This is a genomic window from Fictibacillus sp. S7, assembly GCF_004127935.1.
Lineage (GTDB): Bacteria > Bacillota > Bacilli > Bacillales > Fictibacillaceae > Fictibacillus_C > Fictibacillus_C enclensis.
The window spans coordinates 2,929,736-2,954,075 of sequence record NZ_QJKL01000001.1; the positions used below are offsets into that span (position 1 = coordinate 2,929,736).

A 24,340-nucleotide genomic window follows, 5' to 3' on the forward strand; every position below is an offset into this window, starting at 1 on the left:
TTACTCAACATCCTCAAAGAATGACATGATTTCTTCCTTGGAAGAAGCATTCACAATACCCATGACGTTTTCTTCCGCGGAACATACAATCGCAATTTTGGAAAGAAGCTCAAGGTGCTCATCGCCTTTTCCGGCAATACCAATCAAGAGCTTAACATCGCTCCCTGGTGCAAATTCCACACCGCCAGGCACTTGGATGATTACAATTCCTGATTCCTTTACTGATTTTTTGGCATCCTCTGTTCCATGAGGAATGGCTACATAGTTCCCCATGTACGTAGAAGTTAATTCCTCTCGCTCAAGCATTTTCTCAATATAGTCCGGTTCAACATAGCCGTTTTCCACAAGCAATTTTCCGGTCAGGCGGATGGCCTCTTCCTTGTTGTTCACTTCTGCTTTCAGTACTATGTTTTGATCGTTTAGAATCGTTGACATGTTAACCTCTCCTTATTTCCTGTAGTTTTTCGTCATAAAACTGATGAAGCTTTTCTGTAAGATAAGACAATATGTGTTGTTCTTCCTTTGTTTCAAACCGCGTGATGCTCTCCTGATCTTCAATAATAAGAGAGCTGATAGTACTCAGTACCTCCAACCCCTGACTGGTAAACGCCTCTGGAGCAAGCAGCAGTAAAATGCGGTTAATTTCAATGGCCGATTGATCCATGGCCGTAACCGTCACTTCAGATTTCAGCTCAAAAATCGTGAAGGAGGGTTTTGCGATGTGCGGGCTTCGCGCATGAAAAAGTGCCAGTGACGTATTCGGGATCCCCAATCCGCCTAACCTTTCACGCTCGATCAATGCATCAAGGACACCTTCGCTATCCTGTAAAACCTCTAGAGCCTTTAATGTTTCGCATGCCTCTCTCAACACGTCTTCCACATCTTGCCCGCTTCCCGAAAGAAAGAGTTGAAACCCGCGAAGTACATCGGTAACAGCATCCGTATAATGCTTGATGTTTTCCATTTCGGCCAGTACCTGCAGGGGATCCCGCTCCTGTCTTACAGTTTCTGACGGAACACGTTCTGTTGTTTGCTGCCTGCTCTTTGTTTCGGCAACCCATTGTCTGACCTTCTTTAGCTCTTCCTGATCGGGAATTGGGCTGACGACAATATGCGGCAGATGATAATCCGGCAGGTTAACTGTTGAGATGACAAGATCATATGAAGTGGTATCCATATTGTTCAATTCAAAGAGCGAGGCGTTTTTCAGTTCGCTGATCTCCGGAATTTCCCGCTTGAGCACGGTAGCCAGCATTTTGGATGTTCCAATCCCGGTGGAACAAATGACGAGTGCCTTCAGATCATTGGACTCGCGGCCGTTCATCAGTGCCGATCCAAAGTGCATGACCAGATAGGCGATTTCCTCATCCGGAACGTCCAGATCTGGAAAGATAACGGATACCGCTTCCCTCACTAAGTCAAAGAGATCTTTATAATCGGTCTTAATCTTCGGCAGAAGCGGGTTGGATATGCCCATTTGTTGCTTAATGCGGTAGAGGGCAGGTTTTAAGTGGGTAACCAGCCCCTGAAAAAGCGATGTGTTCTGCAGCAGGTCGGTACCCGTTTTGTCAGCGATAAAGGTAATCAGGCTCTTGGCTTTTACCGCGGTTTGAAAACTGGACTCCTCCAGCAGGTATTCTTTGTCCCGCCGGAGCTTGGCCCCCTGAAGATGCATCGTAATGTAGCCGATTTCCGCTTCAGGGATGTCGGTGTTGAATACCCTCTTCAGCTTGTTGATGATCTTCTCTGCTGCTTTATACTCTGGCTCAAGCTTCAGTCGTTCCAGAAACGCATCATCCATGTTGATGTTTTCACCCTGAAGAATCCGCTCAATCGCCAGAGATAAATGAACGACAAGTCCGATATAGGCGCTGTCGGCAATTGGATAAGGAAGCTCTTCGTTCACTTCCTCGATGGCGTGCTCTACCATAATGAGCCGGTTCTTTTCCACCAGGCCAAGCAGCCGTTCAGAAATCGAATCGGCCGTTTGCAGGGAACGCTTCTGGATATTTTCCTTAACAAGTGACAAAAAGTCAGTTTCGTTCAGGTTCTGCGCGATGATTTGGCTCATCGCTCTCCGTTTGGCGCTCTCGTCTCCGGTGATTTCCACCCCATAGCCTCGTTTTCTCACAAGGGTCAGGTGAAACTCATTCAGCCGCCCTTCGAGTTTCGTCAGGTCATTGCTGATGGTGGCAATGGTGACGTTGAGGTCGTGGGCCAGGGAAACAAGCTTCACCGGTTCCTTCGCTTCGAGCAGTGTGCAAACGATAATCATCTGCCGTTCATCCGGCGTGTATTCGTTATACGACAGTTGAAAGAGCGCCATCCTCAGCTCTTCCATGTTTTCCTCGGATCCGACAATCTGGATGCCGACCCCTGACTTTTTAACGAGCTCTAAATTATAGCTTTTCAGCGTATTTTCCAATTCTTTTAAATCGCGGTGAATGGTGCGGGTACTGACATCAATGGCATCCGCAAGATCTTTGACTGTCATCTCTTCCTTTTTGGATAACAAGATCTCGAATATCAGCCGTTCTCTTGCCGATATATACATGTTCCTCACTCCCATAAGCAGGTGCAGGTTTGGTGAATCTTTTCTTAGATTGATGACAACTTTTAAATTGTATACCCTATAATTTATAATAAATCTTTAAAAACCCTTGAAACAACAAAATGAAAAAGCATTTTCGTCATTCGGGTTGTTGCCAACATTTAAATACGAAGCGCAAAAGCCGGACACAGTGTCCGGCTTTCCTTCGCTTATTTTTTGGCTGATTCCAATTTGCTCATCAGCTCATCATATTTGGGTGAGTTCAAGAAGTTTTCCACTGAGATGTGTTTCGCACCCGGAAGCTTAGTCTTAGCACGATCGGTCAAATCTTTATGCGTGATGACCACATCGGCATCGTCAGGCAGGTTGGAAATGGATGTGTTGGACACGGCAACATCGAGTCCGGCTTTCTTCACCTTGTTTTTCAGGATAGAGGCACCCATCGCACTTGAGCCCATTCCTGCATCACATGCGAAAATAATCTTGGAAACATCGGTGTACTCATTATCTTCTGCTTGCTCTGCTGCGGGCTCTGACACAGCTTCAGCCGGAGCAGCACCCTGTCCCTCTTTCAGCTCATTCATCAGCTCGTCATATTTCGGGCTGTTCAGGAAATTCTCCACTGAAATGTGCTCTGCACCCGGCAGCTTCGCCTTCGCACGGTCGGTCAAATCCTTGTGTGTGATGACGATATCCGCATCGGACGGAAGGTTGTTGATGGACGTATTGGATATCGCGATATCCAGTCCTGCTTTTTGAACTTTATTTTTCAGAATGGAAGCACCCATCGCACTGGAGCCCATTCCTGCATCACATGCAAAAATAATTTTGTTTACATCACTGCGTGTTTTCGCAGCTACTGGCTCTTCTTTTTTCGCTTCAGGTTTGTTGATTAGAGAAGAAGCACGGCTTTCTTTACCTTTTAGCGCAGATGTTTTTTCTGCTGCTTTTGTCAATTCGTCATCATCGTCATCTGTTTTCTTGGAAGATTTCAATATAACAGACGAGATCAAGAAGGATACTGCTGTTGCTACAAGCACCCCTGCGAGTACGCCAAGATAATGTCCTCTTGGTGTCATGGCAATCAGTGCGAAAATGCTTCCTGGTGATGGAGCAGCCACAAGACCTGCATCAAAGAGCAAGAATGTGAATACACCGGATGCACCACCGGCAATAACGGATAAAAGGAGCATTGGCTTCATTAAAATGTACGGGAAGTAAATCTCATGAATTCCGCCCAGGAAGTGAATGATTGCTGCTCCCGGTGCAGATTGTTTCGCCATTCCTCTTCCAAAAAGAATGTAGGCAAGAAGCACACCAAACCCAGGTCCAGGGTTGGACTCCAGCAAGAAGAGGATGGATTTGCCGGCTTTGGCCGCCTGTTCAATACCGAGCGGGCTCAAAATACCGTGGTTGATCGCGTTGTTCAGGAACAATACCTTTGCTGGTTCAATAAAGATACTGGCCAGTGGCAATAGGTGAGCGTCAACGATCGCCTGGACACCTGCTGCCAATGTTTTGTTCAGTGTTAATACGACCGGCCCGATGCCTTTATAGGCAACGAGGGTAAGAATACCGGCAATGATACCGGCAGAAAAGTTATTGACAAGCATTTCAAAACCGGATCGGACTTTTCCATCGATCATCTTGTCGAATTTCTTGATCGCCCATCCGCCAAGAGGACCCATAATCATGGCACCTAAAAGCATCGGAATGTCAGCACCAACGATAACCCCCATGGTTGCCGTTGCACCGACCACACCACCGCGCAAATCGTAGACGATGCGTCCGCCGGAAAATCCAATCAGTAGCGGAAGCAAGTAGGTGATCATCGGTGGGACCAGCTTCGCCAAGTCTTCATTCGGAATCCATCCGGTTGGAATAAATAATGCGGTGATAATACCCCAGGCGATAAACGCCCCGATGTTCGGCATAATCATACCGCTCAAATGGCTGCCAAAGCGCTGAATTTTCACTTTAGCGCCTGACTTTTTCACTTCAGGATTAGCCATATCTATCAAAACTCCCTTCATGTATCGCTTTAAAATTAATTAGTAAATAGGACTTATGTATTAATTGTAAAGCGGTTACAGTCTTTCTACAACGGAAAGAAAACGGGGTTTTGTCACGATACTTGTTGTCATTTCTTTAATTCCCCTGATCTGTGGCAACAATACTAAACATTAAAACCCTTTAGAACAAAGAACGGATGAGTTCTGTATAGTACCGTCTTAGTTCTTCTTTCAAACTTGACGGCTCAATGGCAGAAAGACTTCTGCCGAATCCAGCAAGATAGGAAACAATAAAATCAATCTCTGCAGGTTCATAGGTTCCGGTAAGATAAAGCTCTTCCTCCCTTTCCGTGATTTTCATGGAAGGGAAATTCTCCTGCTTAAATTTCTCCGCACCTTCGGAGGTGATTCGGCAGCTGAAGGATATGGCTTGATCGGTCGGCTTCCATAGGCGATGAGCATTGTGAATGGTTATCTCTTTTAAATCCAATCCATGTTCAACATTTGCATCTTTTAGAGAGATGACACGGTCACACCGAAACACCCGGTATGCGGTTTTCTCCACATCATACGCCTGGCAATACCAATACCCTTTCCTCGCATAAAGTGCAATGGGCTGGATGGAACGGCTTGTTGGTCCCTTTGCCCCAGCATATTCGATTCGAATGACCTTTTGTTCTATCGCTGCCATCAGGATCTCTTCCAAGTAATGCCCTTCGTGCGTCTGATTCCCATGAAAAAACGAGAGTCGGTTCTGCATGTTGTCAATTTGTTCCCTCTGTTTTGGAGAGATACTTTCCAAGAATTTTTCAGAGATCGATTGAAAAGTGACCCGAAACGGAGAGCGGGCAAGACTTTTGATCGCCTGCATCGCAAAATAAAGCGCAAAAACTTCATGGCTGGTGAATGTAATCGGAGGCAAATTCATCGTTCGCACCAAGCGATAGCCTCCATAACGTCCATATTCCGCATAAAGCGGAACACCCATCTCCTCCAGCGCTTCAATGTCACGGAGCGCCGTCCTCTTTGAAATATCGAATTCGTTTATCAAGTCATTTAACGTGAATCGCTGTTTTTTGTTGATATAACGCAGCATCTGATTGATCCGTTCTGCTTTTTTCATTTTCCTCACCTTATAGGTGCCACGATCTGTCACCTTATTTTTATACACTTAAAGTGTAAAAGACAAAATCCAAGGAGGCAACCCCATGAAACTGGAAGTGATCCCTTTTTTATCATTGAACGGCAGAGGTGCAGAGGCCATCACGTTTTACGAATCGTATTTAGGAGCCGAAGTATTATTCAAAAAAACATACAAAGAGATGACAGAGATGGACCCTCGTTTTACGTATAAAGAAGGCGAGGAAAACTACATTACTCATTCTGTATTGCAAATCGGATCCAATAAAATCATGATAGCGGAAGAGGAAATGGATCCCGCCCACCCCTGGCAGCCTGGCAACAGCTTTTCCCTATGTATCCAGTCCAAAGATTACCCCGTCATAGAGGCAATTTATGAAAAACTCACTCAGCACGAAAAAGTCCAGGTCCTGACACCTTTTGAAAAAAACTCATTCAGCCCTGGCTATGCACGTGTCAGAGATCCATTCGGGATTGTGATTCAGCTGACTGTCACACGGCATAATTTTTAATTAAAGGATTAAATCAGCCTGAAGAAATATATTGGATGAATCTTCCCCTCCGAATCAACTTTCGTATTTTTGCAGGATATTCAACCCTTACTATTAAATTAAATATGTATTGAGAATTCGAAAAGAGGAGTGAGCGGGTGGATCAATCAGTATTGATGGCAGCATCTGATGCATTTGGACTCAATTGCAAATGGCTTACACACATAGGCGGCAACGTAAATGATGTCTATAATTACCCAGCAGAAAACAGTAATCCTTCCCGGATATTACGCCTGACGCATAAACGATGGCGTAATGAAGATGAAACCGCCGCAGAATTGCATTTCATGAACTATTTGTATGATAATGGCGTTTCTGTACCTAAGATTTTGACTTCGCAAGCAGGAAGATGGGTTGAACCAGCAACCAATGGATATCATGCTTGCATGTTCGTTAAAGCTCCTGGCCATACCCCTGTCGGTGAAGATTGGAACTCGAATATGGTTGTCAATTGGGGGCGATTGATAGGACAAATGCATATACTCACCCAATCTTATACCCCATTAGAAAATCTAAACCGCCGTGATTGGAAGCAAGAGTCCTGGATGGATTTAAGGCAACTGCCTCAGAAAGAAAAAATAGTCTGCCACAGAGCAACTGAGCTGTTAACCTGGTTAAATACGCTTCCCATGTGTTCAAAGAATTACGGCCTTGTACACTGTGACCTCCATGCCCGCAACTTTTTTGTTACAGATGAAGGTGCTCTCACAGCCTTTGATTTTGACGATTCATGCTACCATTGGTTCGCTTATGACATTGCCGTTATCCTGTATTCGGTCATCAGTAAATTTAACCAACAGGAAGGAAAGCGAGAGTCCCTCGATGATTATATGTCTCTTTTTCTTTCCTCGTTTTTAAAAGGCTACCAACAGATACACCATTTCGATGATTGGTGGCTAGAAGCAATGCCCCGCTTCCTAAAATATCGCAGGTTGGTGGTTTACAACTATCTTCATCAACGGTATGACTGGAAAACGGCAGACAAAGAAAAGAAGGTGAAATGGTTAAGCCTTAAAGCAGAAATTGAAGCAGATGAATCCATACTAACTATTTAAAAAGACCCAATCCCTCTTGAAGGAATTGGGTCTTGCTTGAATTATTTCCTATTCAACCGTTACACTTTTCGCAAGGTTACGCGGCTTATCCACGTCACAATCACGGTGAAGGGCAGCGTAGTAGGCAATCAATTGAAGCGGTACAACAGATACGAGCGGAGTAAGGTATTCATGTACTTCTGGAAGTACGATACGGTCTCCTTCGTCCTTTGTTGCTTCTGTACTGATCACGCATGTGTTGGCTCCGCGTGCTGCTACTTCCTTCACGTTACCGCGGATGCTGAGGTCCACGTGCTGCTGAGTGGAAAGCGCGATAACCGGTGTGCCATCTTCGATCAATGCGATCGTACCGTGCTTAAGTTCTCCTCCGGCAAATCCTTCAGCCTGGATGTAAGAAATCTCTTTCAGCTTCAGAGAGCCTTCAAGGCAGACAAAGTAGTCAACCGCACGGCCAATAAAGAAGGCATTGCGTGTTTCGGAAAGGTATTCCTGAGCGACACGCTCCATGGTTTCTTTTTGGTCGGTTAATGATTCAATCGCATTTGCCACGATCGCAAGCTCTTGAAGCGGGTTGAAATCAAGTTCAATTCCCTGCGCACGAGCCGCATCCACTGCAAGGATGGCAAGTACTGCGATTTGCGCAGTATACGCTTTGGTAGAAGCTACTGCAATTTCAGGCCCTGCATAAAGATTAAGCGTATAGTTTGCTTCCCTTGAAAGCGTGGATCCAGGAACGTTTGTAATAGTCAGTGCCTTGTGTCCAAGCTTCTTGATCGCTACAAGCACTGCACGGCTGTCAGCTGTTTCCCCGGATTGGGAAATGAAGATAAACAGCGGCTTCTCAGAAAGAAGCGGCATGTTGTAGACAAATTCACTTGCAATGTGTACTTCAACCGGTACCTTTGCAATATTTTCGATCAATTGCTTACCAACAAGACCGGCATTATAGCTGGTACCGCAAGCAACAATGTAAATGCGGTCGGTTTCTTTCATCGCCTGGCGAATATCATCGTCAAGCTTCAGATTGCCGTCTTCGTTCTGGTAATGTTTAATAATGTTACGCATTACGAATGGCTGTTCATCAATTTCCTTGAGCATATAGTGAGGGTAAGTTCCCTTTTCAATATCGCTTGCATCAAGCTCGGCAGTGTAAGGCTCACGAGAGACTTCCTGGCCGTCGAGCGTTTTAATGGTATATGAATCACGCGTCACGATGACGATTTCTTCGTCCATAAGCTCCACGTATTTGTCAGTTTGGGAAATCATCGCCATAGCATCACTTGCTACAACGTTAAAGCCTTCCCCAACACCAACCAAAAGCGGGCTTTTATTTTTTCCAACATAGATGGTGTCTGGATCTTGGTTATCAACCAATGCAATGGCGTAAGAACCTTTGATGACAGAAAGAGCATGGCGGAAAGCTTCTTCAACGCTTTCGCCTTCGTTCACGAATTTCTCGATGAGCTGCACGACAACTTCTGTATCTGTATCACTTACGAATGTTACATCCTGTAAGTATTCTCGTTTTACTTTTCCGTAGTTCTCGATTACACCGTTATGAACCAGTGTGAAACGTTCAGCAGAACTTTGGTGTGGATGAGAGTTCACTTTGCTTGGCGCTCCGTGGGTTGCCCAGCGGGTATGTCCGATCCCCATTGTTGATTCAACGCCTGAGTCAACGATGTCGCGCAACACAGCAATTCTTCCTTTTTCCTTGAAAACCTGCACGCCGTCCTGATCAACTACTGCAATTCCTGCAGAGTCATAACCGCGATACTCCAGCTTTTCAAGTCCTCGAAGCAAGATTTCCTTCGCATCCTTATTACCTACATAACCTACAATTCCGCACATTTAATTTATCCTCCCTTAGGTCAGGAACAGCTCTTTATCTGATGCTGAACCCGCCGGACAGGGGGACTGTGAGCGGGGCTCACAGCCCCACCTATGTTTATTTTTTATGGTAATTAGCCACTGCTTTTATTTTTGTACAGGAAGTCGCCTTGCCTGTTTTAGATAAAAGCTAACGAAAGTGACTGATTCCGAGAGGCATCCGCCGAATGATCGATGAACCTCTTCCTCGTCAACTATTTTCTTTTCGTCCGAAAATAGTTCAGGCGCTTTTTATTTAACTTACCACTCTGTACTCCTTCCCGTTTCTGAGTCAAGATAAACTTTATGATAGCCTGTTTTTTACCAAGCGTCAATTGGTGGCCAGGTAGCTTAATAAATATTTAATAAAATATGCATAAACGCATCGCTAGGTGATACGCTTATGCATACTTTTCGTGTCTATTTAGTCAAATGAGGGTGCCTTTTGTTAAACAAGCTCCGCCTTCACCACTTCAACAATCTCTTCAGCGTAGGTTTGGCACTGCTCTTTTGTCGGAGCTTCAACCATAACGCGGACGAGCGGTTCTGTTCCGGACGGACGGACAAGAACGCGGCCGTTTCCATTCATCTCGTCTTCCACCTTGTCGATGGCAGCCTTCACTGTATTATTGCCCTGCAGCTTTGTTTTATCTGCGACTTTCACATTGATCAAAAGCTGAGGGAATTTTTTCATTTCATTGGCAAGCTCGGATAATGGACGCTTGGTTTGCTTTACGATGCTTGCCAATTGAATAGCAGAGAGCATTCCGTCACCTGTTGTTGTATGGTCAAGGAAAATGATATGTCCGGACTGTTCACCCCCGAGGTTATAGCCGTTCTTTCTCATTTCTTCCATGACATATCGGTCACCAACCGCTGTTTGGACCGATTTTACCTCTTTTTCTTCGAGTCCTTTATAGAAGCCAAGGTTGCTCATGACCGTAGAAACGATCGTGTCATTTTTAAGTCCGCCTTGTTCTTTCAGGTATGTGGCACAAATAAACATGATCTGGTCGCCGTCTACAATCTCACCGTTCTCATCAATCGCAATCAGACGATCGCCGTCCCCATCAAAGGCAAGACCCATGTCTGCTCCTTTTTCCTTCACCAGTTCGGCCAGTTTTTCGGGATGGGTCGAGCCCACTCCGTCATTAATGTTCAGGCCGTTCGGGTTGGTTCCCATGGTCGAAATATCAGCTTCCAGGTCCGCGAATAGATGCGGCGCAAGAGAAGAGGTCGCTCCGTGGGCGCAGTCAAGCGCAATATGAAGGCCGGAGAAATCTCCCTCAACCGTCTGTTTAAGATACTGAAGGTACTTCTGACCGCCTTCAAAGTAATCGCCAACAGATCCGATATCTCCGCCTGACGGACGCGGAAGTTGATCCTGCTCCTGATCGAGCAGTACCTCAATTTCAGCCTCCTGTTCATCAAGAAGCTTGAAACCGTCTGACCCGAAAAATTTGATTCCGTTGTCTTCAACCGGATTGTGAGAAGCGGAGATCATGACCCCTGCCTGAGCGCCAAGCGCCTTTGTCAAATAGGCGACGCATGGTGTAGAGACAACACCCAACCGCAATACTTCAGCTCCGGTGGATAATAGGCCCGCAACCAATGCTCCTTCAAGCATATGTCCGGAAATTCGTGTATCCCGTCCAATCAGAACTTTTGGCTTTTGAGTTTCCTTTGTTAATACATATCCCCCAAAGCGGCCCAGTTTAAATGCTAGTTCCGGGGTAAGTTCTGTATTGGCAACGCCTCTTACCCCGTCTGTTCCAAAGTATTTTCCCATGATTTAATTCTCTCCTTCAGTCTGTGATTCGGTAGGATTCGATTTTTCCTCTGATTTTGATTTTGCTACGGCTGGGTTCTCTTTTTTTCCATCGTCTTTATTGGTGGTGCTGTTCTCGTCAGGCTGTGCAGGCGTGTCGTTGTTCTGCTCGTCTGTACTATTATTTGTCTCGGAAGCAGGTTTTTCAATGGAAATGGTCGCTTCAGAAACCTCTGTATCCATCTTCAGGTTCTTGGAATTTGAGGCATGGATGGTTACTGTGTGTTCCCCTGGTTCCAGGTTGCTCACATCGACATAGGCCGTAATGTCAGAAGCATCCAGTCCATCGATGGTCTTCTTGCTTCCTGAGATGGTCACATCCATTTTCCCGTCAGAAGGCGATACGAAGGAAGCCGGCTGCTCACTGTCTTCTCCGCGGATTTCAATGGGAACGTTTTTTAACGTCTTTGTTCCCGTATCTTTCTCCACGTCAACGTTCACCTTCACTTGCTTTGGGTTGACCGATTCTGCTCCGTCCGGAAGAGGTACATCCACATCAACCATTGAATCTTTCTTTATTTTTGATAAATCTACATCAACATCGCTGATTTCATTAATTTTATCCAGAGCGGAAGATGGCCCTGACAGTGTAACCACTTTTGGATCAAATGTGATCCCTGCAAGGGTCAAGCCTTCCGGGAGATCTCCTTTTTTATTGATGCTCAGCGGAACGGTCTTTTCCGGCTTGGAGATCGGCACCGTCACATTGACTGACTTCGGATCAATCAGCACATCCACAAGGTTCCCCTGGCTGTCATACGCTCTTAAAGGTACTCTTGTTTCCACATTGTCTTTTGCATTTGAAACATCGACCGACGCCCGTACGCTTTCAATGCTGCTGATGTAATCATCCGGCCCGGTCACGTAAACAGATTTCGGTGAGAAGTCGACCTTGCCGGTTTCATATCCTTCCGGCAGCTTTGCTTTGTTTTTAAGATCAAGACTTATCGGAATCTGCCTGGTTCGTTTTTGATGAAGCGTTACCTTCACTTGTTTTGGGGAAGGCACAGCATCGAGTTCATCCGGTACATTTTTCAATTTGACCGGAACGGTATGAGTACCTGGTCCTAACTTGGTCAGATCTATATAAACTTGTATTTTCCGGTCGACCTTCAAAGCCTTGGTCACCAGGTTGGACTCACCCGTAAGTTTGACATCCACGGATCGAGGCATGTCAGTAAGTACATATTTATTTTCATCGAAGTATGGGACAATTTCTACTCCGTTCACGGTTTGAGTGTTTTTGGACACCGATGTAAACAGAGCATTCCTGCTGGTCTGCTGCTGGTCTTCCATCGATATCACGGTGTAAAGCATGAGAGCCAGAAGAAAAGCGATGATCTTTACGAACCAATTGCTTCTAAGGAGTTTGTCCATTTTTCTTCCCCCTCCAATTCCAGCGTGATGAGGAAGCCGAGCGGCCCGAACCCATGAGTTCGGCAGTTAATAAATTTTTTAAAGATTCCTCATCCAGGTTACGGTGAATTTCCCCGTTCTTGGTAATGGAAACTCCACCCGTTTCCTCTGAAACAACCACTGTTATCGCATCGGTCACTTCGCTGACTCCAATGGCTGCCCTGTGTCTTGTACCAAGTTCCTTGGACACAAATGGGCTTTCCGTAAGCGGTAAATAGCAGCCTGCTGCTATAATTTCATTTGGCCGCAAGATAACGGCTCCATCATGCAATGGAGTATTGGGTACAAAAATATTGGTTAAGAGCTCTGAAGTGAGTTTGGAATGGATGGGAATTCCCGTTTCCACATAATCCGTCAGCCCCGTTTCCCGTTCGAACGACATGATCGCTCCGATACGGCGTTTGGCCATATAGCCGGTAGCCTTCACGATGGCAGCAATGGATTTTTCCATTTCCTCTTCCTCAGCCCCGCCCGCTCTTGAAAACAGTTTACCGCGCCCAAGCTGTTCCAGTGCGCGCCTCAGTTCAGGTTGAAAAATAATAATAATCGCAAGCAGTCCATATGTAATGGCCTTATCCATCAGCCAGCTCATGGTCCTCAGTTCAAAGAAGCTGCTGGCAAGCCAAACGGCTACGATTATAACAATTCCTTTTAACAGCTGTACCGCTTTTGTTCCGCGGATCAGCATGATCAATTTATAAAAAACATAGGTAACCAGTAAAATATCAACAATCTGGCTAATATAGTTACCTAAGCTAAAACTTCCAACAGGTAACATGACATCACTCCACTTCGGGAACTACCCTTTCTGTTAATGTAGTGCAACAATGGTCATAATATACAACATCCCTTATTATAGCATATCCAGACCTTTCCTTTAAAAATTCAACGCTATTTGAATCTGTTTAATTGGCGTAATAAAGGAAAAAGCCAGCCTTCGCTTCAGGCGGCTTATCAACTACTCTATAATCATTCGATGTGCAATCCTATTTTTGTTCCTGTCCGGTAAAGAACGTTTTTAGTTTATACCAAACCCATTCTACTGCCTCATGAATTTCCTGGCTGTCCCCGGTGATTTGTCCGGCAGAAGCCATATATTTTTCTCCCTTTATAACCACCACATTGCCCTCGACCTTGCCTTCGACCTTAATGTCGCCATTTTCAACGACCAAATCTCCTTTGACCGTTTCCCCTTTTGGCACGGTTACTGTATGGGCAGCAGAATTCACCTTTATATTACTGGCTGCTGAATGCACTGCAAAATCATTCTCCGTATTCCAGCCTGCCATCACGGAGCCAAACATTAAGATTAAGAAAACAGCCGCGGCGGTTAAGACGGGATAACGCCTGATCCATTGTGCCGGCATACTCCGCTTTTTCACTTCCGGCAGCTTTTTCATTACATTTTCTGTGAAATGTGCAGGCGCCACTACAGGGGATGCTTCTTTCATTTCATAAATAATTTCCTTTAATGCATGATAATGCTCTTTGCAGCTCTCACAGCTTTCCATATGACGCTCCAGCTCTGTCTGTTCCTCTGCTGTAATTTCCCCATCAAGGGCTTTATCAATGAGATCCATATATTCTTCTGATTCACATGACATTATGTTCACCTCGATTTCGCAACCTTTTTGTATGCCTTTTTCAACGCTTCTCTTCCCCGATGGATTCTGGTTTTCACGGTAGGAACCGGCAGGTCCATCACAGAACTGATCTCCTCGAGAGACATGTCCTCAATGTACTTCAGCAATATGGCTGTTCTGTATTTTTCAGGAAGCTTCATGATTTCCTGCTGCAGATGGTCATGTTTTTCTTTTTCTTCCACTTCTTCTTCCGGAAGCGGATCCGCATCTGCTACCTGGCTGTACAATGTGGCACCTTCCGTCCCCGGAATTTCTGCATCCATGGAGTAATCCGGCTTTCTTTTCCTCAGCCGGTCAATGCATAAATTTGTGGCGATCCGGTACAGCCAAGTTGAAAACTTATAGCTTCCGCTGTATTTATCTATGTTCACAAAAGCCCGTACAAAGGCCTCCTGTGCCAGATCTTCTGCTTCATGCCTGTCGCCGACCATTCTATAGCACAGCCGGTAGATCTTATCCTTATAGATCTCCACCAGGCCTTCAAAAGCCTCCCGGTTACCCGATTTAACCTGAGTAACCAGGCTGTTTATTAATGATTCCATTTCAATTGTCCACCACCAGTTATGGTTCGTATTTTTCTACGTATCGAATACAAAAAAGTTTCAAGTTCTTAAAAAAATAAAGCAGTTTTAATTTTAGCATGAAACGGTAAGACTATCGAAAATATTTTTATACATTTTTTACAAATAAAGTTTCACAATGGATAATTGCGGGAATAATGGAAATTAAGATAATCTATAAGGAGCGTGTATCTATGGACCGCAATATCCTACTTAGAGAAATTGAAGTATCTCGAAAAAAAATGAATGAAATGTCTAAATTTATGCCATTAATCGCTGATGAAATCGTTGAAATGAGCCAACATATAGATGCCCTCTTAAATGAATTCCAAAAAGCGAACGTAAAAAACAGCTACTCTTAAAATGAACTGCACCCCTTTTGTTAGACACATCTAACAATAGGAGGTGCAGTTTTTTCATGACCAAGTATTCTTTGGAGACTAAATTAGCTGCTGTTCATGCTTATCTTCAGGGGGGAGATTCCTTTAAAGAGACCGCTCATAAACACAGTGTGACTTCATCAATGTTAAAAGAATGGGTGGCCAAGTTTCGAAAACACGGAGAAATGGCTTTTCAAGAATCATATACAAATCATTCTATTGAGTTTAAAATGGACGTACTTCACTATATAAACGAAACGGGAGTATCTATCTCAGAAGCTGCCGCCCATTTCAACGTGGCTTCTCCCAGCACCGTTTGGAATTGGTATCAACTTTTTGAAACGCAAGGGATTGAGGCTCTTCGATCAAAGATAAAGGGGCGTTCATCCATGAAAAAAGATTCAAAAAGAAAGCAGCCATCAGAAGGATCCGTCGAAGCTCTACGAGCTGAAAATGAGAGATTACGTATGGAGAATGCATACTTAAAAAAGTTACAAGCCTTAATTCAAGAAGAGGAAAAATCACAGAACAAGTCAAAGCGGAAGTGATTGATGAGTTAAGGCAGGAATATAAAGTCATTGACCTCGTTGAGGTCGCAGGCATTCCACGAAGCACGTATTATTACTGGATGAAACAAAAGAATCGTGCAGATAAATATCATGAAGTGAAAGCTGTTATTCAACAGATTTTTAATGAGCACCAAGGTCGATATGGCTATCGTCGGATCCGATGGGAATTACAAAATCAAGGCTATTCACTTAATCATAAAACTGTCCGTCGCTTAATGAATAAAATGAAGATCAAGTCTCTGGTGAAGGTGAAGAAATATCGCTCCTATCGTGGAAATGTTGGAAAAATCGCTCCAAATGTTATAGCACGTAAATTCCAAGCAGTGAAACCGAATGAAAAGTGGGTAACCGATGTGACGGAAATTCAATTACATGGTGAAAAGCTATATTTATCGCCAGTTCTTGACCTATATAATGGAGAAATCGTTGCCTATCAGATGGAACACCGTCCGGTTTACTCTTTGGTTTCAAAGATGCTGGATAAGGCATTCAAACAATTGAAAGAGAACGATGCCCCCATCCTTCACTCTGATCAGGGATGGCATTATCAAATGAAACCGTACCAGCATGCATTGAAAGAAAAAAATATAACACAAAGCATGTCCCGTAAGGGCAACTGTCTTGATAACGCCGCCATGGAGAGTTTCTTTGGCTTATTGAAAAGTGAATTGCTTTATCTCAAAGAATTTGAAAGTATGGAACACTTTAAAAAAGAATTGGAACAGTATATCGATTACTACAATAAAAACCGGATAAAAGCAAAATTAAAAGGCATGAGCCCGGTTCAATACCGGACTCATGCCGAAGTAGCTGCTTAAAATTTCGTGTCTAACTTTTTGGGTTCAGATCAAAATAGAGCAGCTGTTTTTAATTTGTTTATTATAGAAGCTTTTCACCAAAAAGGGAGCCCATCAAGGCGACCGCTACTGTCGCTGTTTTATTTCGTTCATCCAAAATCGGGTTGACCTCCACAAATTCCGCGGAAGTAATGAGCTGTGATTCAGCCAGCATTTCCATCGCCAAATGGCTTTCTCTGTAGCTGATTCCGCCGAGAACCGGTGTACCCACTCCCGGGGCATCCTGGGGATCGAGCCCGTCAAGGTCAAGACTGAGGTGAACTCCATCTGTTTTTGCGGACAAGTACTCAATCGTTTCCTCCATCACCTTCGTCATACCGATCCGGTCAATCTCATGCATCGTATACACCTTGATCCCGCGTTCCTTGATCAACGTCTTTTCTCCCTCATCAAGAGAACGCGCCCCGATGATAACGATATTTTCCGGTTTAACTTTCTGTTCGTATCCCCCAATGCGAGTTAACGATTCATGGCCAATGCCCAAACTTGCAGCAAGAGGCATACCATGAATGTTTCCGCTTGGTGAGGTATCTGCTGTGTTCAAGTCTCCATGGGCATCATACCATATGACCCCAAGGTTCTCATAGTGGTTGGAGATGCCTGCAAGTGTTCCGATCGCGATACTGTGGTCCCCTCCCAGAACAAGCGGAAAGCGGTTCTCCTGAATAACATTCGAAACGGCCTGAGCCAGGTTCTCACTGGCAGAAGCCACCTCTTCCAGGTTCTTCAGGTTTGTTTCAATGGTTTCCTCGATCGTTCCCGGCCGGGCAATCTCAATATCCCCAAAGTCGAGAACGTTGTATTCAATATCCTTCAGCCGTTCCACAATGCCTGCATATCGAATGGCGCTTGGACCCATATCTACTCCCCGCCGTGTTTGCCCTAAATCCATTGGTACCCCGATAAGTGTAATATCCTTCTTCATTTGTAGGCCTCCCCCTAAGCTGCGTTTCAATATTCTATCAATTAATTTTAGCCTGTCCTTTACAGGTGGTTCAACTGGACAAAAAATTGCATAGATATACCCGGTAGTAAGCGCTTTCTATAGATAGAGTGGATAATTATTAGATAAGATAGACAGTTGGATCCAATCAAGGAATAGGAGTCTGGCATTCGGCAATAAAAAAAGCCTTTGGACAAAAGTCCAAAGGCTTTACGTTTATTATGTATGGTGGAGCCTAGCGGGATCGAACCGCTGACCTCCTGCGTGCAAGGCAGGCGCTCTCCCAGCTGAGCTAAGGCCCCAAAATAAAATGGAGCGGGTGATGAGAATCGAACTCACGACCAGAGCTTGGAAGGCTCTTGTTTTACCACTAAACTACACCCGCATATTAACCTTATTATAATGTTATGTCCATGCTTTCTGTCTTTTATTCAGAAAGTGGTGAGCCATGAAGGACTCGAACCTTCGACCCTCTGATTAAAAGTCAGATGCTCTACCGACTGAGCTAATGGCTCATGTTGTTATGTCCGTCGGTCCCCTGTCTCTTCCCCTAAAAGTTAAAGCAAGGAGAATATGATATCCGTCGAGACAACTCGCTGTTCAACCACGAAGCGTAGTTCGTGACTGAGCTAATGGCTCATGTTGCTTACCAAAATGGTTTTAAAAAAATAAGTGGTGGAGGGGGACGGATTCGAACCGCCGAACCCGGAGGGAGCGGATTTACAGTCCGCCGCGTTTAGCCACTTCGCTACCCCTCCACATAAAAAAAGGATTCCGGTATTTCTTATTAAAATGGTGCCGGCTAGAGGACTTGAACCCCCAACCTACTGATTACAAGTCAGTTGCTCTACCAATTGAGCTAAACCGGCGTTGTAAACAATGGTAATAAAAATGGTGGAGGATGACGGGTTCGAACCGCCGACCCCCTGCTTGTAAGGCAGGTGCTCTCCCAGCTGAGCTAATCCTCCAAATTGAATATTATTGGTTCTTTTCTTCAAAAGAACTTGGTTCTTTTTTTCAAAAGAACTTGGTTGTTTTCATTTTCATGAAAAAACTTGGTGACCCGTACGGGATTCGAACCCGTGTTACCGCCGTGAAAGGGCGGTGTCTTAACCGCTTGACCAACGGGCCGACTGGAGCTTCCAACCGGGCTCGAACCGGTGACCTCTTCCTTACCATGGAAGCACTCTACCTACTGAGCTATGGAAGCATGGCTCCACAGGTAGGACTCGAACCTACGACCGATCGGTTAACAGCCGATAGCTCTACCACTGAGCTACTGTGGAATAATAAACTAATTAGAAATCCACAAACAAAAAGGTTTGAAATGAAAGCCCGGCAGCGTCCTACTCTAACAGGGGGAAGCCCCCAACTACCATTGGCGCAAAAGAGCTTAACTTCCGTGTTCGGTATGGGAACGGGTGTGACCTCTTCGCTATCGCCACCAGACTGTCTTTCAAAGTTTGTCCTAAATTACAAGGACAAGATACATTTTACAATGTTTTTGCTCTTTTGGCAAGACCTTTTTTTGAGGCATATTCCCTCAAAACTAGATAACTTCATCCAAACGTGCTGATAACGTCCAGCTTCATGAACCCTATCCTCGAGGTCGTTTCGCCCCTTCCAATGAACACCAAAACCGTGTTCTTGTCAGGGTTTCCAACGCTTGTCGGATATAAGCGGTTCATTCCGCTTTTGTTTTTAAGGATAAGCCCTCGACCGATTAGTATCTGTCAGCTCCACGTGTCACCACGCTTCCACACCAGACCTATCAACCTCATCATCTCTAAGGGGTCTTACTCACTTGACGTGATGGGAAATCTCATCTTGAGGGGGGCTTCATGCTTAGATGCTTTCAGCACTTATCCCGTCCACACGTAGCTACCCAGCTATGCCCCTGGCGGAACAACTGGTACACCAGCGGTGTGTCCATCCCGGTCCTCTCGTACTAAGGACAGCTCCTCTCAAATTTCCTGCGCCCGCGACGGATAGGGACCGAACTGTCTCACGACGTTCTGAACCCAGCTCGCGTACCGCTTTAATGGGCGAACAGCCCAACCCTTGGGACCTACTTCAGCCCCAGGATGCGATGAGCCGACATCGAGGTGCCAAACCTCCCCGTCGATGTGGACTCTTGGGGGAGATAAGCCTGTTATCCCCAGGGTAGCTTTTATCCGTTGAGCGATGGCCCTTCCATGCGGAACCACCGGATCACTAAGCCCGACTTTCGTCCCTGCTCGACTTGTAGGTCTCGCAGTCAAGCTCCCTTGTGCCTTTACACTCTGCGAATGATTTCCAACCATTCTGAGGGAACCTTTGGGCGCCTCCGTTACGATTTAGGAGGCGACCGCCCCAGTCAAACTGCCCACCTGACACTGTCTCCGAACCGGATCACGGTTCCAGGTTAGAATTTCAATACAGTCAGGGTAGTATCCCACCGACGCCTCCATCGAAGCTGGCGCTCCGACTTCTCAGGCTCCTACCTATCCTGTACAAACTGTACCAAAATCCAATATCAAGCTGCAGTAAAGCTCCATGGGGTCTTTCCGTCCTGTCGCGGGTAACCTGCATCTTCACAGGTACTATAATTTCACCGGGTCTCTCGTTGAGACAGTATCCAAATCGTTACACCTTTCGTGCGGGTCGGAACTTACCCGACAAGGAATTTCGCTACCTTAGGACCGTTATAGTTACGGCCGCCGTTTACTGGGGCTTCAATTCAGAGCTTCTCCCCTAAGGGATAACCCCTCCTCTTAACCTTCCAGCACCGGGCAGGTGTCAGCCCCTATACTTCGCCTTGCGGCTTCGCAGAGACCTGTGTTTTTGCTAAACAGTCGCTTGGATCTATTCACTGCGGCTCTCTCGGGCGATAAACCCTACCAGAGCACCCCTTCTCCCGAAGTTACGGGGTCATTTTGCCGAGTTCCTTAACGAGAGTTCTCCCGATCATCTTAGGATTCTCTCCTCGCCTACCTGTGTCGGTTTGCGGTACGGGCACCTCTTTCCTCACTAGAGGCTTTTCTTGGCAGTGTAGGATCAGGGACTTCGGTACTGTAATTTCCCTCGCCGTCACAGCTCAGCCTTCACGATTGCGGGATTTGCCTCACAATCAGCCTAACTGCTTAGACGCGCATTTCCATTCGCGCGCTCTCCCTACCTTCCTGCGTCCCCCCGTCGTTCAAACGGAAAGGAGGTGGTACAGGAATTTCAACCTGTTGGCCATCGCCTACGCCTTTCGGCCTCGGCTTAGGTCCCGACTAACCCTGAGCGGACGAGCCTTCCTCAGGAAACCTTAGGCTTTCGATGGACAAGATTCTCACTTGTCTTTCGCTACTCATACCGGCATTCTCACTTCAAAGCGCTCCACCAGTCCTTCCGGTCTGACTTCACCGCACTTCGAACGCTCCCCTACCACTGTACCTGATGGTACAATCCATAGCTTCGGTGATACGTTTAGCCCCGGTACATTTTCGGCGCAGAGTCACTCGACCAGTGAGCTATTACGCACTCTTTAAATGGTGGCTGCTTCTAAGCCAACATCCTGGTTGTCTGGGCAACTCCACATCCTTTCCCACTTAACGTATACTTTGGGACCTTAGCTGATGGTCTGGGCTGTTTCCCTCTTGACTACGGATCTTATCACTCGCAGTCTGACTCCCGCGGATAAGTCTCTGGCATTCGGAGTTTGACTGAATTCGGTAACCCTGTGGGGGCCCCTAGTCCAATCAGTGCTCTACCTCCAGGACTCTAGCCGCGAGGCTAGCCCTAAAGCTATTTCGGGGAGAACCAGCTATCTCCGTGTTCGATTGGCATTTCACCCCTACCCACACCTCATCCCCGCACTTTTCAACGTGCGTGGGTTCGGGCCTCCATTCAGTGTTACCTGAACTTCACCCTGGACATGGGTAGATCACACGGTTTCGGGTCTACGACAACGTACTATGGCGCCCTATTCAGACTCGCTTTCGCTGCGGCTCCGCCTTCTCGGCTTAACCTTGCACGTTATCGTAACTCGCCGGTTCATTCTACAAAAGGCACGCTGTCACCCGTTAATGGGCTCCAACTACTTGTAGGCACACGGTTTCAGGATCTCTTTCACTCCCCTTCCGGGGTGCTTTTCACCTTTCCCTCACGGTACTGGTTCACTATCGGTCACTAGGGAGTATTTAGCCTTGGGAGATGGTCCTCCCGGATTCCGACGGGGTTTCACGTGTCCCGCCGTACTCAGGATCCACTCAGGAGGGAACGAAGTTTCAACTACAGGGCTGTTACCTTCTTTGGCCGGCCTTTCCAGACCGCTTCATCTACCCCGTTCCTTTGTAACTCCATGTAGAGTGTCCTACAACCCCAGAGGGCAAGCCCTCTGGTTTGGGCTGTTTCCGTTTCGCTCGCCGCTACTCAGGAAATCGCATTTGCTTTCTCTTCCTCCGGGTACTTAGATGTTTCAGTTCCCCGGGTCTGCCTTCTCATATCCTATGTATTCAGATATGGATACCATCCCATTACGGATGGTGGGTTCCCCCATTCGGAAATCCCCGGATCAACGCTTACTTACAGCTCCCCGAGGCATATCGGTGTTCGTCCCGTCCTTCTTCGGCTCCTAGTGCCAAGGCATCCACCGTGCGCCCTTTCTAGCTTAACCTTTAAACACGATCGTAAGATCGTAAAAAAATCACTAAATCAGCGCACAACTAATGAATTAGTTGGCTTGTTTGGATGTTTCGTTATCTAGTTTTCAAGGAACATGGCCACATCAAATGTGTAACCTTTATGAATTGAAAGAAACGATGTTCTTTCAAAACCAAACAAAAGCTCAGAGTAAGATTCATGAGGCACCTGAGTGCTCATGTCTCCATAGAAAGGAGGTGATCCAGCCGCACCTTCCGATACGGCTACCTTGTTACGACTTCACCCCAATCATCTGTCCCACCTTCGGCGGCTGGCTCCAAAAGGTTACCCCACCGACTTCGGGTGTTACAAACTCTCGTGGTGTGACGGGCGGTGTGTACAAGGCCCGGGAACGTATTCACCGCGGCATGCTGATCCGCGATTACTAGCAATTCCGGCTTCATGTAGGCGAGTTGCAGCCTACAATCCGAACTGAGAGTGGCTTTTTGGGATTGGCTCGGCCTCGCGGCTTCGCAACCCTTTGTACCACCCATTGTAGCACGTGTGTAGCCCAGGTCATAAGGGGCATGATGATTTGACGTCATCCCCACCTTCCTCCGGTTTGTCACCGGCAGTCACCTTAGAGTGCCCAACTGAATGCTGGCAACTAAGGTCAAGGGTTGCGCTCGTTGCGGGACTTAACCCAACATCTCACGACACGAGCTGACGACAACCATGCACCACCTGTCACTCTGTCCCCCGAAGGGGAAAGCTTGATCTCTCAAGTGGTCAGAGGATGTCAAGACCTGGTAAGGTTCTTCGCGTTGCTTCGAATTAAACCACATGCTCCACTGCTTGTGCGGGCCCCCGTCAATTCCTTTGAGTTTCAGCCTTGCGGCCGTACTCCCCAGGCGGAGTGCTTAATGTGTTAACGTCAGCACTGAGGGTGGAACCCCCCAACACCTAGCACTCATCGTTTACGGCGTGGACTACCAGGGTATCTAATCCTGTTTGCTCCCCACGCTTTCGCGCCTCAGCGTCAGTTACAGGCCAAAAAGCCGCCTTCGCCACTGGTGTTCCTCCACATCTCTACGCATTTCACCGCTACACGTGGAATTCCACTTTTCTCTCCTGCACTCAAGTCTCCCAGTTTCCAATGACCCTCCACGGTTGAGCCGTGGGCTTTCACATCAGACTTAAGAAACCGCCTGCGCGCGCTTTACGCCCAATAATTCCGGATAACGCTTGCCACCTACGTATTACCGCGGCTGCTGGCACGTAGTTAGCCGTGGCTTTCTGGTCAGGTACCGTCAAGGTACCGGCAGTTACTCCGGTACTTGTTCTTCTCTGACAACAGAGCTTTACGACCCGAAGGCCTTCATCGCTCACGCGGCGTTGCTCGGTCAGACTTTCGTCCATTGCCGAAGATTCCCTACTGCTGCCTCCCGTAGGAGTCTGGGCCGTGTCTCAGTCCCAGTGTGGCCGATCACCCTCTCAGGTCGGCTACGCATCGTCGCCTTGGTGAGCCGTTACCTCACCAACTAGCTAATGCGCCGCGGGCCCATCTGTAAGCGTCAGCCGAAACCGACTTTCAAAAAAGAAGCAGGCGCTTCTCGTTATCATCCGGTATTAGCTCCGGTTTCCCGGAGTTATCCCCGTCTTACAGGCAGGTTACCCACGTGTTACTCACCCGTCCGCCGCTAAATCAGAGGAGCAAGCTCCTCGTCATTCGCTCGACTTGCATGTATTAGGCACGCCGCCAGCGTTCATCCTGAGCCAGGATCAAACTCTCCAATAAAGTGTTTGATATAGCTCTTAATGTTTAAAAATAAGAAATTGATGGGATTGTAAAATCCCTGACTTACTCTGGCTTTTGTTTGGTTTTCAAAGAACATTTTGTTTGCGCCGCTCGTTTTGGCGACTTTTATATCATAACATCTTAGCAACTATCATGTCAACAACTTTTTTTGTTGATAGTTTGTTGCAAGTCACTGTGTCAGCAGCGACAAGAAATAATATACCACGTACCTGTTTTTAGAGTCAACACTTTTTTTAAAAAAAGATATCCATTCCGATTTTTCCTTACTGGTACTCTTGTTTCCTTCGACAGAAGCGTGTGCACTCTGCCGGGGAGGCCAACAGGGTAAAAAGCCGGAAAAGCAAGTGATACCGTTCTTCAAGCACAGTCTTTACCATCGGCTCAATCTGATCATCTTTAAGATCTGACAAAAGCTCCTCGAGTTCTTTTTTAAGCAGGTATACCATTTCCTTCGCTTCTCTTTTATTGAGCATTATGCCTATCATGAGACACTGCAACATCCTTTATCTGTTTTTTGTCGTATGTTTCCCGCTCCTTCA

The 24,340-nt window shown here is 46.4% G+C and carries 17 protein-coding genes, 9 tRNA genes and 3 rRNA genes; 4 read left to right on the forward strand and 25 right to left on the reverse strand.

Annotated elements, in window-relative coordinates:
* From DMO16_RS15170 to DMO16_RS15185, 4 genes are all read right to left on the reverse strand, one after another.
* Nucleotides 1–435: a PTS sugar transporter subunit IIA gene (locus DMO16_RS15170; protein ID WP_061975801.1), complete on the reverse strand. Its 435-nt coding sequence runs from the start codon at nt 433–435 to the stop codon at nt 1–3.
* A gap of 1 nt (nt 436) precedes the next feature.
* Nucleotides 437–2,554, reverse strand: a complete 2,118-nt coding sequence (locus tag DMO16_RS15175; RefSeq protein ID WP_129478481.1) for a BglG family transcription antiterminator — start codon at nt 2,552–2,554, stop codon at nt 437–439.
* Nucleotides 2,555–2,760: 206 nt separating this feature from the next.
* Nucleotides 2,761–4,563 (reverse strand): PTS mannitol-specific transporter subunit IIBC, encoded by a 1,803-nt coding sequence (locus tag DMO16_RS15180; protein ID WP_129478483.1) that lies wholly within the window; start codon nt 4,561–4,563, stop codon nt 2,761–2,763.
* A gap of 181 nt (nt 4,564–4,744) precedes the next feature.
* Nucleotides 4,745–5,686, reverse strand: coding sequence for a helix-turn-helix transcriptional regulator (locus DMO16_RS15185; protein WP_129478485.1), 942 nt, complete (start codon nt 5,684–5,686; stop codon nt 4,745–4,747).
* A gap of 85 nt (nt 5,687–5,771) precedes the next feature.
* On the opposite strand from DMO16_RS15185, the gene DMO16_RS15190 reads away from it, so the two are divergent.
* Together DMO16_RS15190 and DMO16_RS15195 are read left to right on the forward strand one after the other, a co-directional pair.
* Nucleotides 5,772–6,215 carry a VOC family protein gene (locus DMO16_RS15190; protein ID WP_129478487.1) on the forward strand — a complete coding sequence of 148 codons (444 nt, stop codon included), beginning with the start codon at nt 5,772–5,774 and terminating at the stop codon, nt 6,213–6,215.
* A 137-nt stretch (nt 6,216–6,352) separates the two neighbouring features.
* Nucleotides 6,353–7,309, forward strand: coding sequence for a phosphotransferase enzyme family protein (locus DMO16_RS15195; RefSeq protein ID WP_129478489.1), 957 nt, complete (start codon nt 6,353–6,355; stop codon nt 7,307–7,309).
* Nucleotides 7,310–7,357: 48 nt separating this feature from the next.
* On the opposite strand, the gene glmS is transcribed toward DMO16_RS15195, so the two are convergent.
* From glmS to sigW, 6 genes are all read right to left on the reverse strand, one after another.
* Nucleotides 7,358–9,160 carry a glutamine--fructose-6-phosphate transaminase (isomerizing) gene (gene glmS / locus DMO16_RS15200; protein WP_129478491.1) on the reverse strand — a complete coding sequence of 601 codons (1,803 nt, stop codon included), beginning with the start codon at nt 9,158–9,160 and terminating at the stop codon, nt 7,358–7,360.
* A gap of 466 nt (nt 9,161–9,626) precedes the next feature.
* Nucleotides 9,627–10,967 (reverse strand): phosphoglucosamine mutase, encoded by a 1,341-nt coding sequence (gene glmM / locus DMO16_RS15205; RefSeq protein WP_129478493.1) that lies wholly within the window; start codon nt 10,965–10,967, stop codon nt 9,627–9,629.
* A 3-nt stretch (nt 10,968–10,970) separates the two neighbouring features.
* The gene (locus DMO16_RS15210) at nt 10,971–12,383 is read right to left on the reverse strand and encodes a CdaR family protein (RefSeq protein WP_129478495.1); all 1,413 of its coding nucleotides are present in this window, start codon (nt 12,381–12,383) and stop codon (nt 10,971–10,973) included.
* Nucleotides 12,367–13,200 carry a diadenylate cyclase CdaA gene (cdaA, locus tag DMO16_RS15215; protein WP_061975781.1) on the reverse strand — a complete coding sequence of 278 codons (834 nt, stop codon included), beginning with the start codon at nt 13,198–13,200 and terminating at the stop codon, nt 12,367–12,369. Before cdaA ends, DMO16_RS15210 begins: the two co-directional genes overlap by 17 nt.
* 208 nt (nt 13,201–13,408) lie before the next feature.
* Nucleotides 13,409–14,026, reverse strand: a complete 618-nt coding sequence (locus tag DMO16_RS15220; RefSeq protein WP_061975779.1) for an anti-sigma factor family protein — start codon at nt 14,024–14,026, stop codon at nt 13,409–13,411.
* Nucleotides 14,027–14,031: 5 nt separating this feature from the next.
* Nucleotides 14,032–14,607, reverse strand: a complete 576-nt coding sequence (gene sigW / locus DMO16_RS15225) for an RNA polymerase sigma factor SigW (protein WP_129478497.1) — start codon at nt 14,605–14,607, stop codon at nt 14,032–14,034.
* Nucleotides 14,608–14,819: 212 nt separating this feature from the next.
* On the opposite strand from sigW, the gene DMO16_RS15230 reads away from it, so the two are divergent.
* Together DMO16_RS15230 and DMO16_RS15235 are read left to right on the forward strand one after the other, a co-directional pair.
* Nucleotides 14,820–14,987, forward strand: coding sequence for an aspartyl-phosphate phosphatase Spo0E family protein (locus DMO16_RS15230; protein WP_082635932.1), 168 nt, complete (start codon nt 14,820–14,822; stop codon nt 14,985–14,987).
* A 56-nt stretch (nt 14,988–15,043) separates the two neighbouring features.
* Nucleotides 15,044–16,392 (forward strand): IS3 family transposase gene (locus DMO16_RS15235; protein WP_129478501.1). Its coding sequence is split into 2 segments (ribosomal slippage): nt 15,044–15,503 and nt 15,503–16,392, totalling 1,350 coding nucleotides; the frame shifts between segments, so codons are not numbered across the junction.
* A gap of 61 nt (nt 16,393–16,453) precedes the next feature.
* Here the strand turns inward: DMO16_RS15235 and rocF are convergent.
* From rocF to DMO16_RS15305, 15 genes are all read right to left on the reverse strand, one after another.
* A complete protein-coding gene (gene rocF / locus DMO16_RS15240) occupies nt 16,454–17,356 on the reverse strand; it encodes an arginase (RefSeq protein WP_061975774.1) in 903 nt (300 codons plus the stop codon).
* A gap of 244 nt (nt 17,357–17,600) precedes the next feature.
* Nucleotides 17,601–17,676, reverse strand: a tRNA-Ala gene (locus DMO16_RS15245).
* Nucleotides 17,677–17,685: 9 nt separating this feature from the next.
* Nucleotides 17,686–17,759 (reverse strand) — tRNA-Gly (locus DMO16_RS15250).
* Between the two features lie 54 nt (nt 17,760–17,813).
* Nucleotides 17,814–17,889 (reverse strand) — tRNA-Lys (locus DMO16_RS15255).
* Between the two features lie 158 nt (nt 17,890–18,047).
* Nucleotides 18,048–18,132: transfer RNA gene (locus DMO16_RS15260), tRNA-Tyr, on the reverse strand.
* Nucleotides 18,133–18,167: 35 nt separating this feature from the next.
* Nucleotides 18,168–18,243: transfer RNA gene (locus DMO16_RS15265), tRNA-Thr, on the reverse strand.
* Nucleotides 18,244–18,266: 23 nt separating this feature from the next.
* Nucleotides 18,267–18,342 (reverse strand) — tRNA-Val (locus DMO16_RS15270).
* 88 nt (nt 18,343–18,430) lie between these two features.
* Nucleotides 18,431–18,505, reverse strand: a tRNA-Glu gene (locus tag DMO16_RS15275).
* A gap of 3 nt (nt 18,506–18,508) precedes the next feature.
* Nucleotides 18,509–18,584, reverse strand: a tRNA-Thr gene (locus DMO16_RS15280).
* Between the two features lies 1 nt (nt 18,585).
* Nucleotides 18,586–18,660: transfer RNA gene (locus DMO16_RS15285), tRNA-Asn, on the reverse strand.
* Nucleotides 18,661–18,707: 47 nt separating this feature from the next.
* Nucleotides 18,708–18,823 (reverse strand): 5S ribosomal RNA (rrf, locus tag DMO16_RS15290).
* Between the two features lie 110 nt (nt 18,824–18,933).
* Nucleotides 18,934–19,062: a hypothetical protein gene (locus DMO16_RS25205; protein ID WP_277873759.1), complete on the reverse strand. Its 129-nt coding sequence runs from the start codon at nt 19,060–19,062 to the stop codon at nt 18,934–18,936.
* Between the two features lie 15 nt (nt 19,063–19,077).
* Nucleotides 19,078–22,016, reverse strand: a 23S ribosomal RNA gene (locus tag DMO16_RS15295).
* A 216-nt stretch (nt 22,017–22,232) separates the two neighbouring features.
* Nucleotides 22,233–23,780: ribosomal RNA gene (locus tag DMO16_RS15300) — 16S ribosomal RNA — on the reverse strand.
* Together the 16S, 23S and 5S rRNA genes with 9 tRNA genes alongside form the textbook arrangement of a ribosomal RNA operon.
* 284 nt (nt 23,781–24,064) lie before the next feature.
* Nucleotides 24,065–24,286, reverse strand: coding sequence for a hypothetical protein (locus DMO16_RS15305; RefSeq protein ID WP_061975765.1), 222 nt, complete (start codon nt 24,284–24,286; stop codon nt 24,065–24,067).
* Between the last annotated feature and the right edge of the window lie 54 nt (nt 24,287–24,340).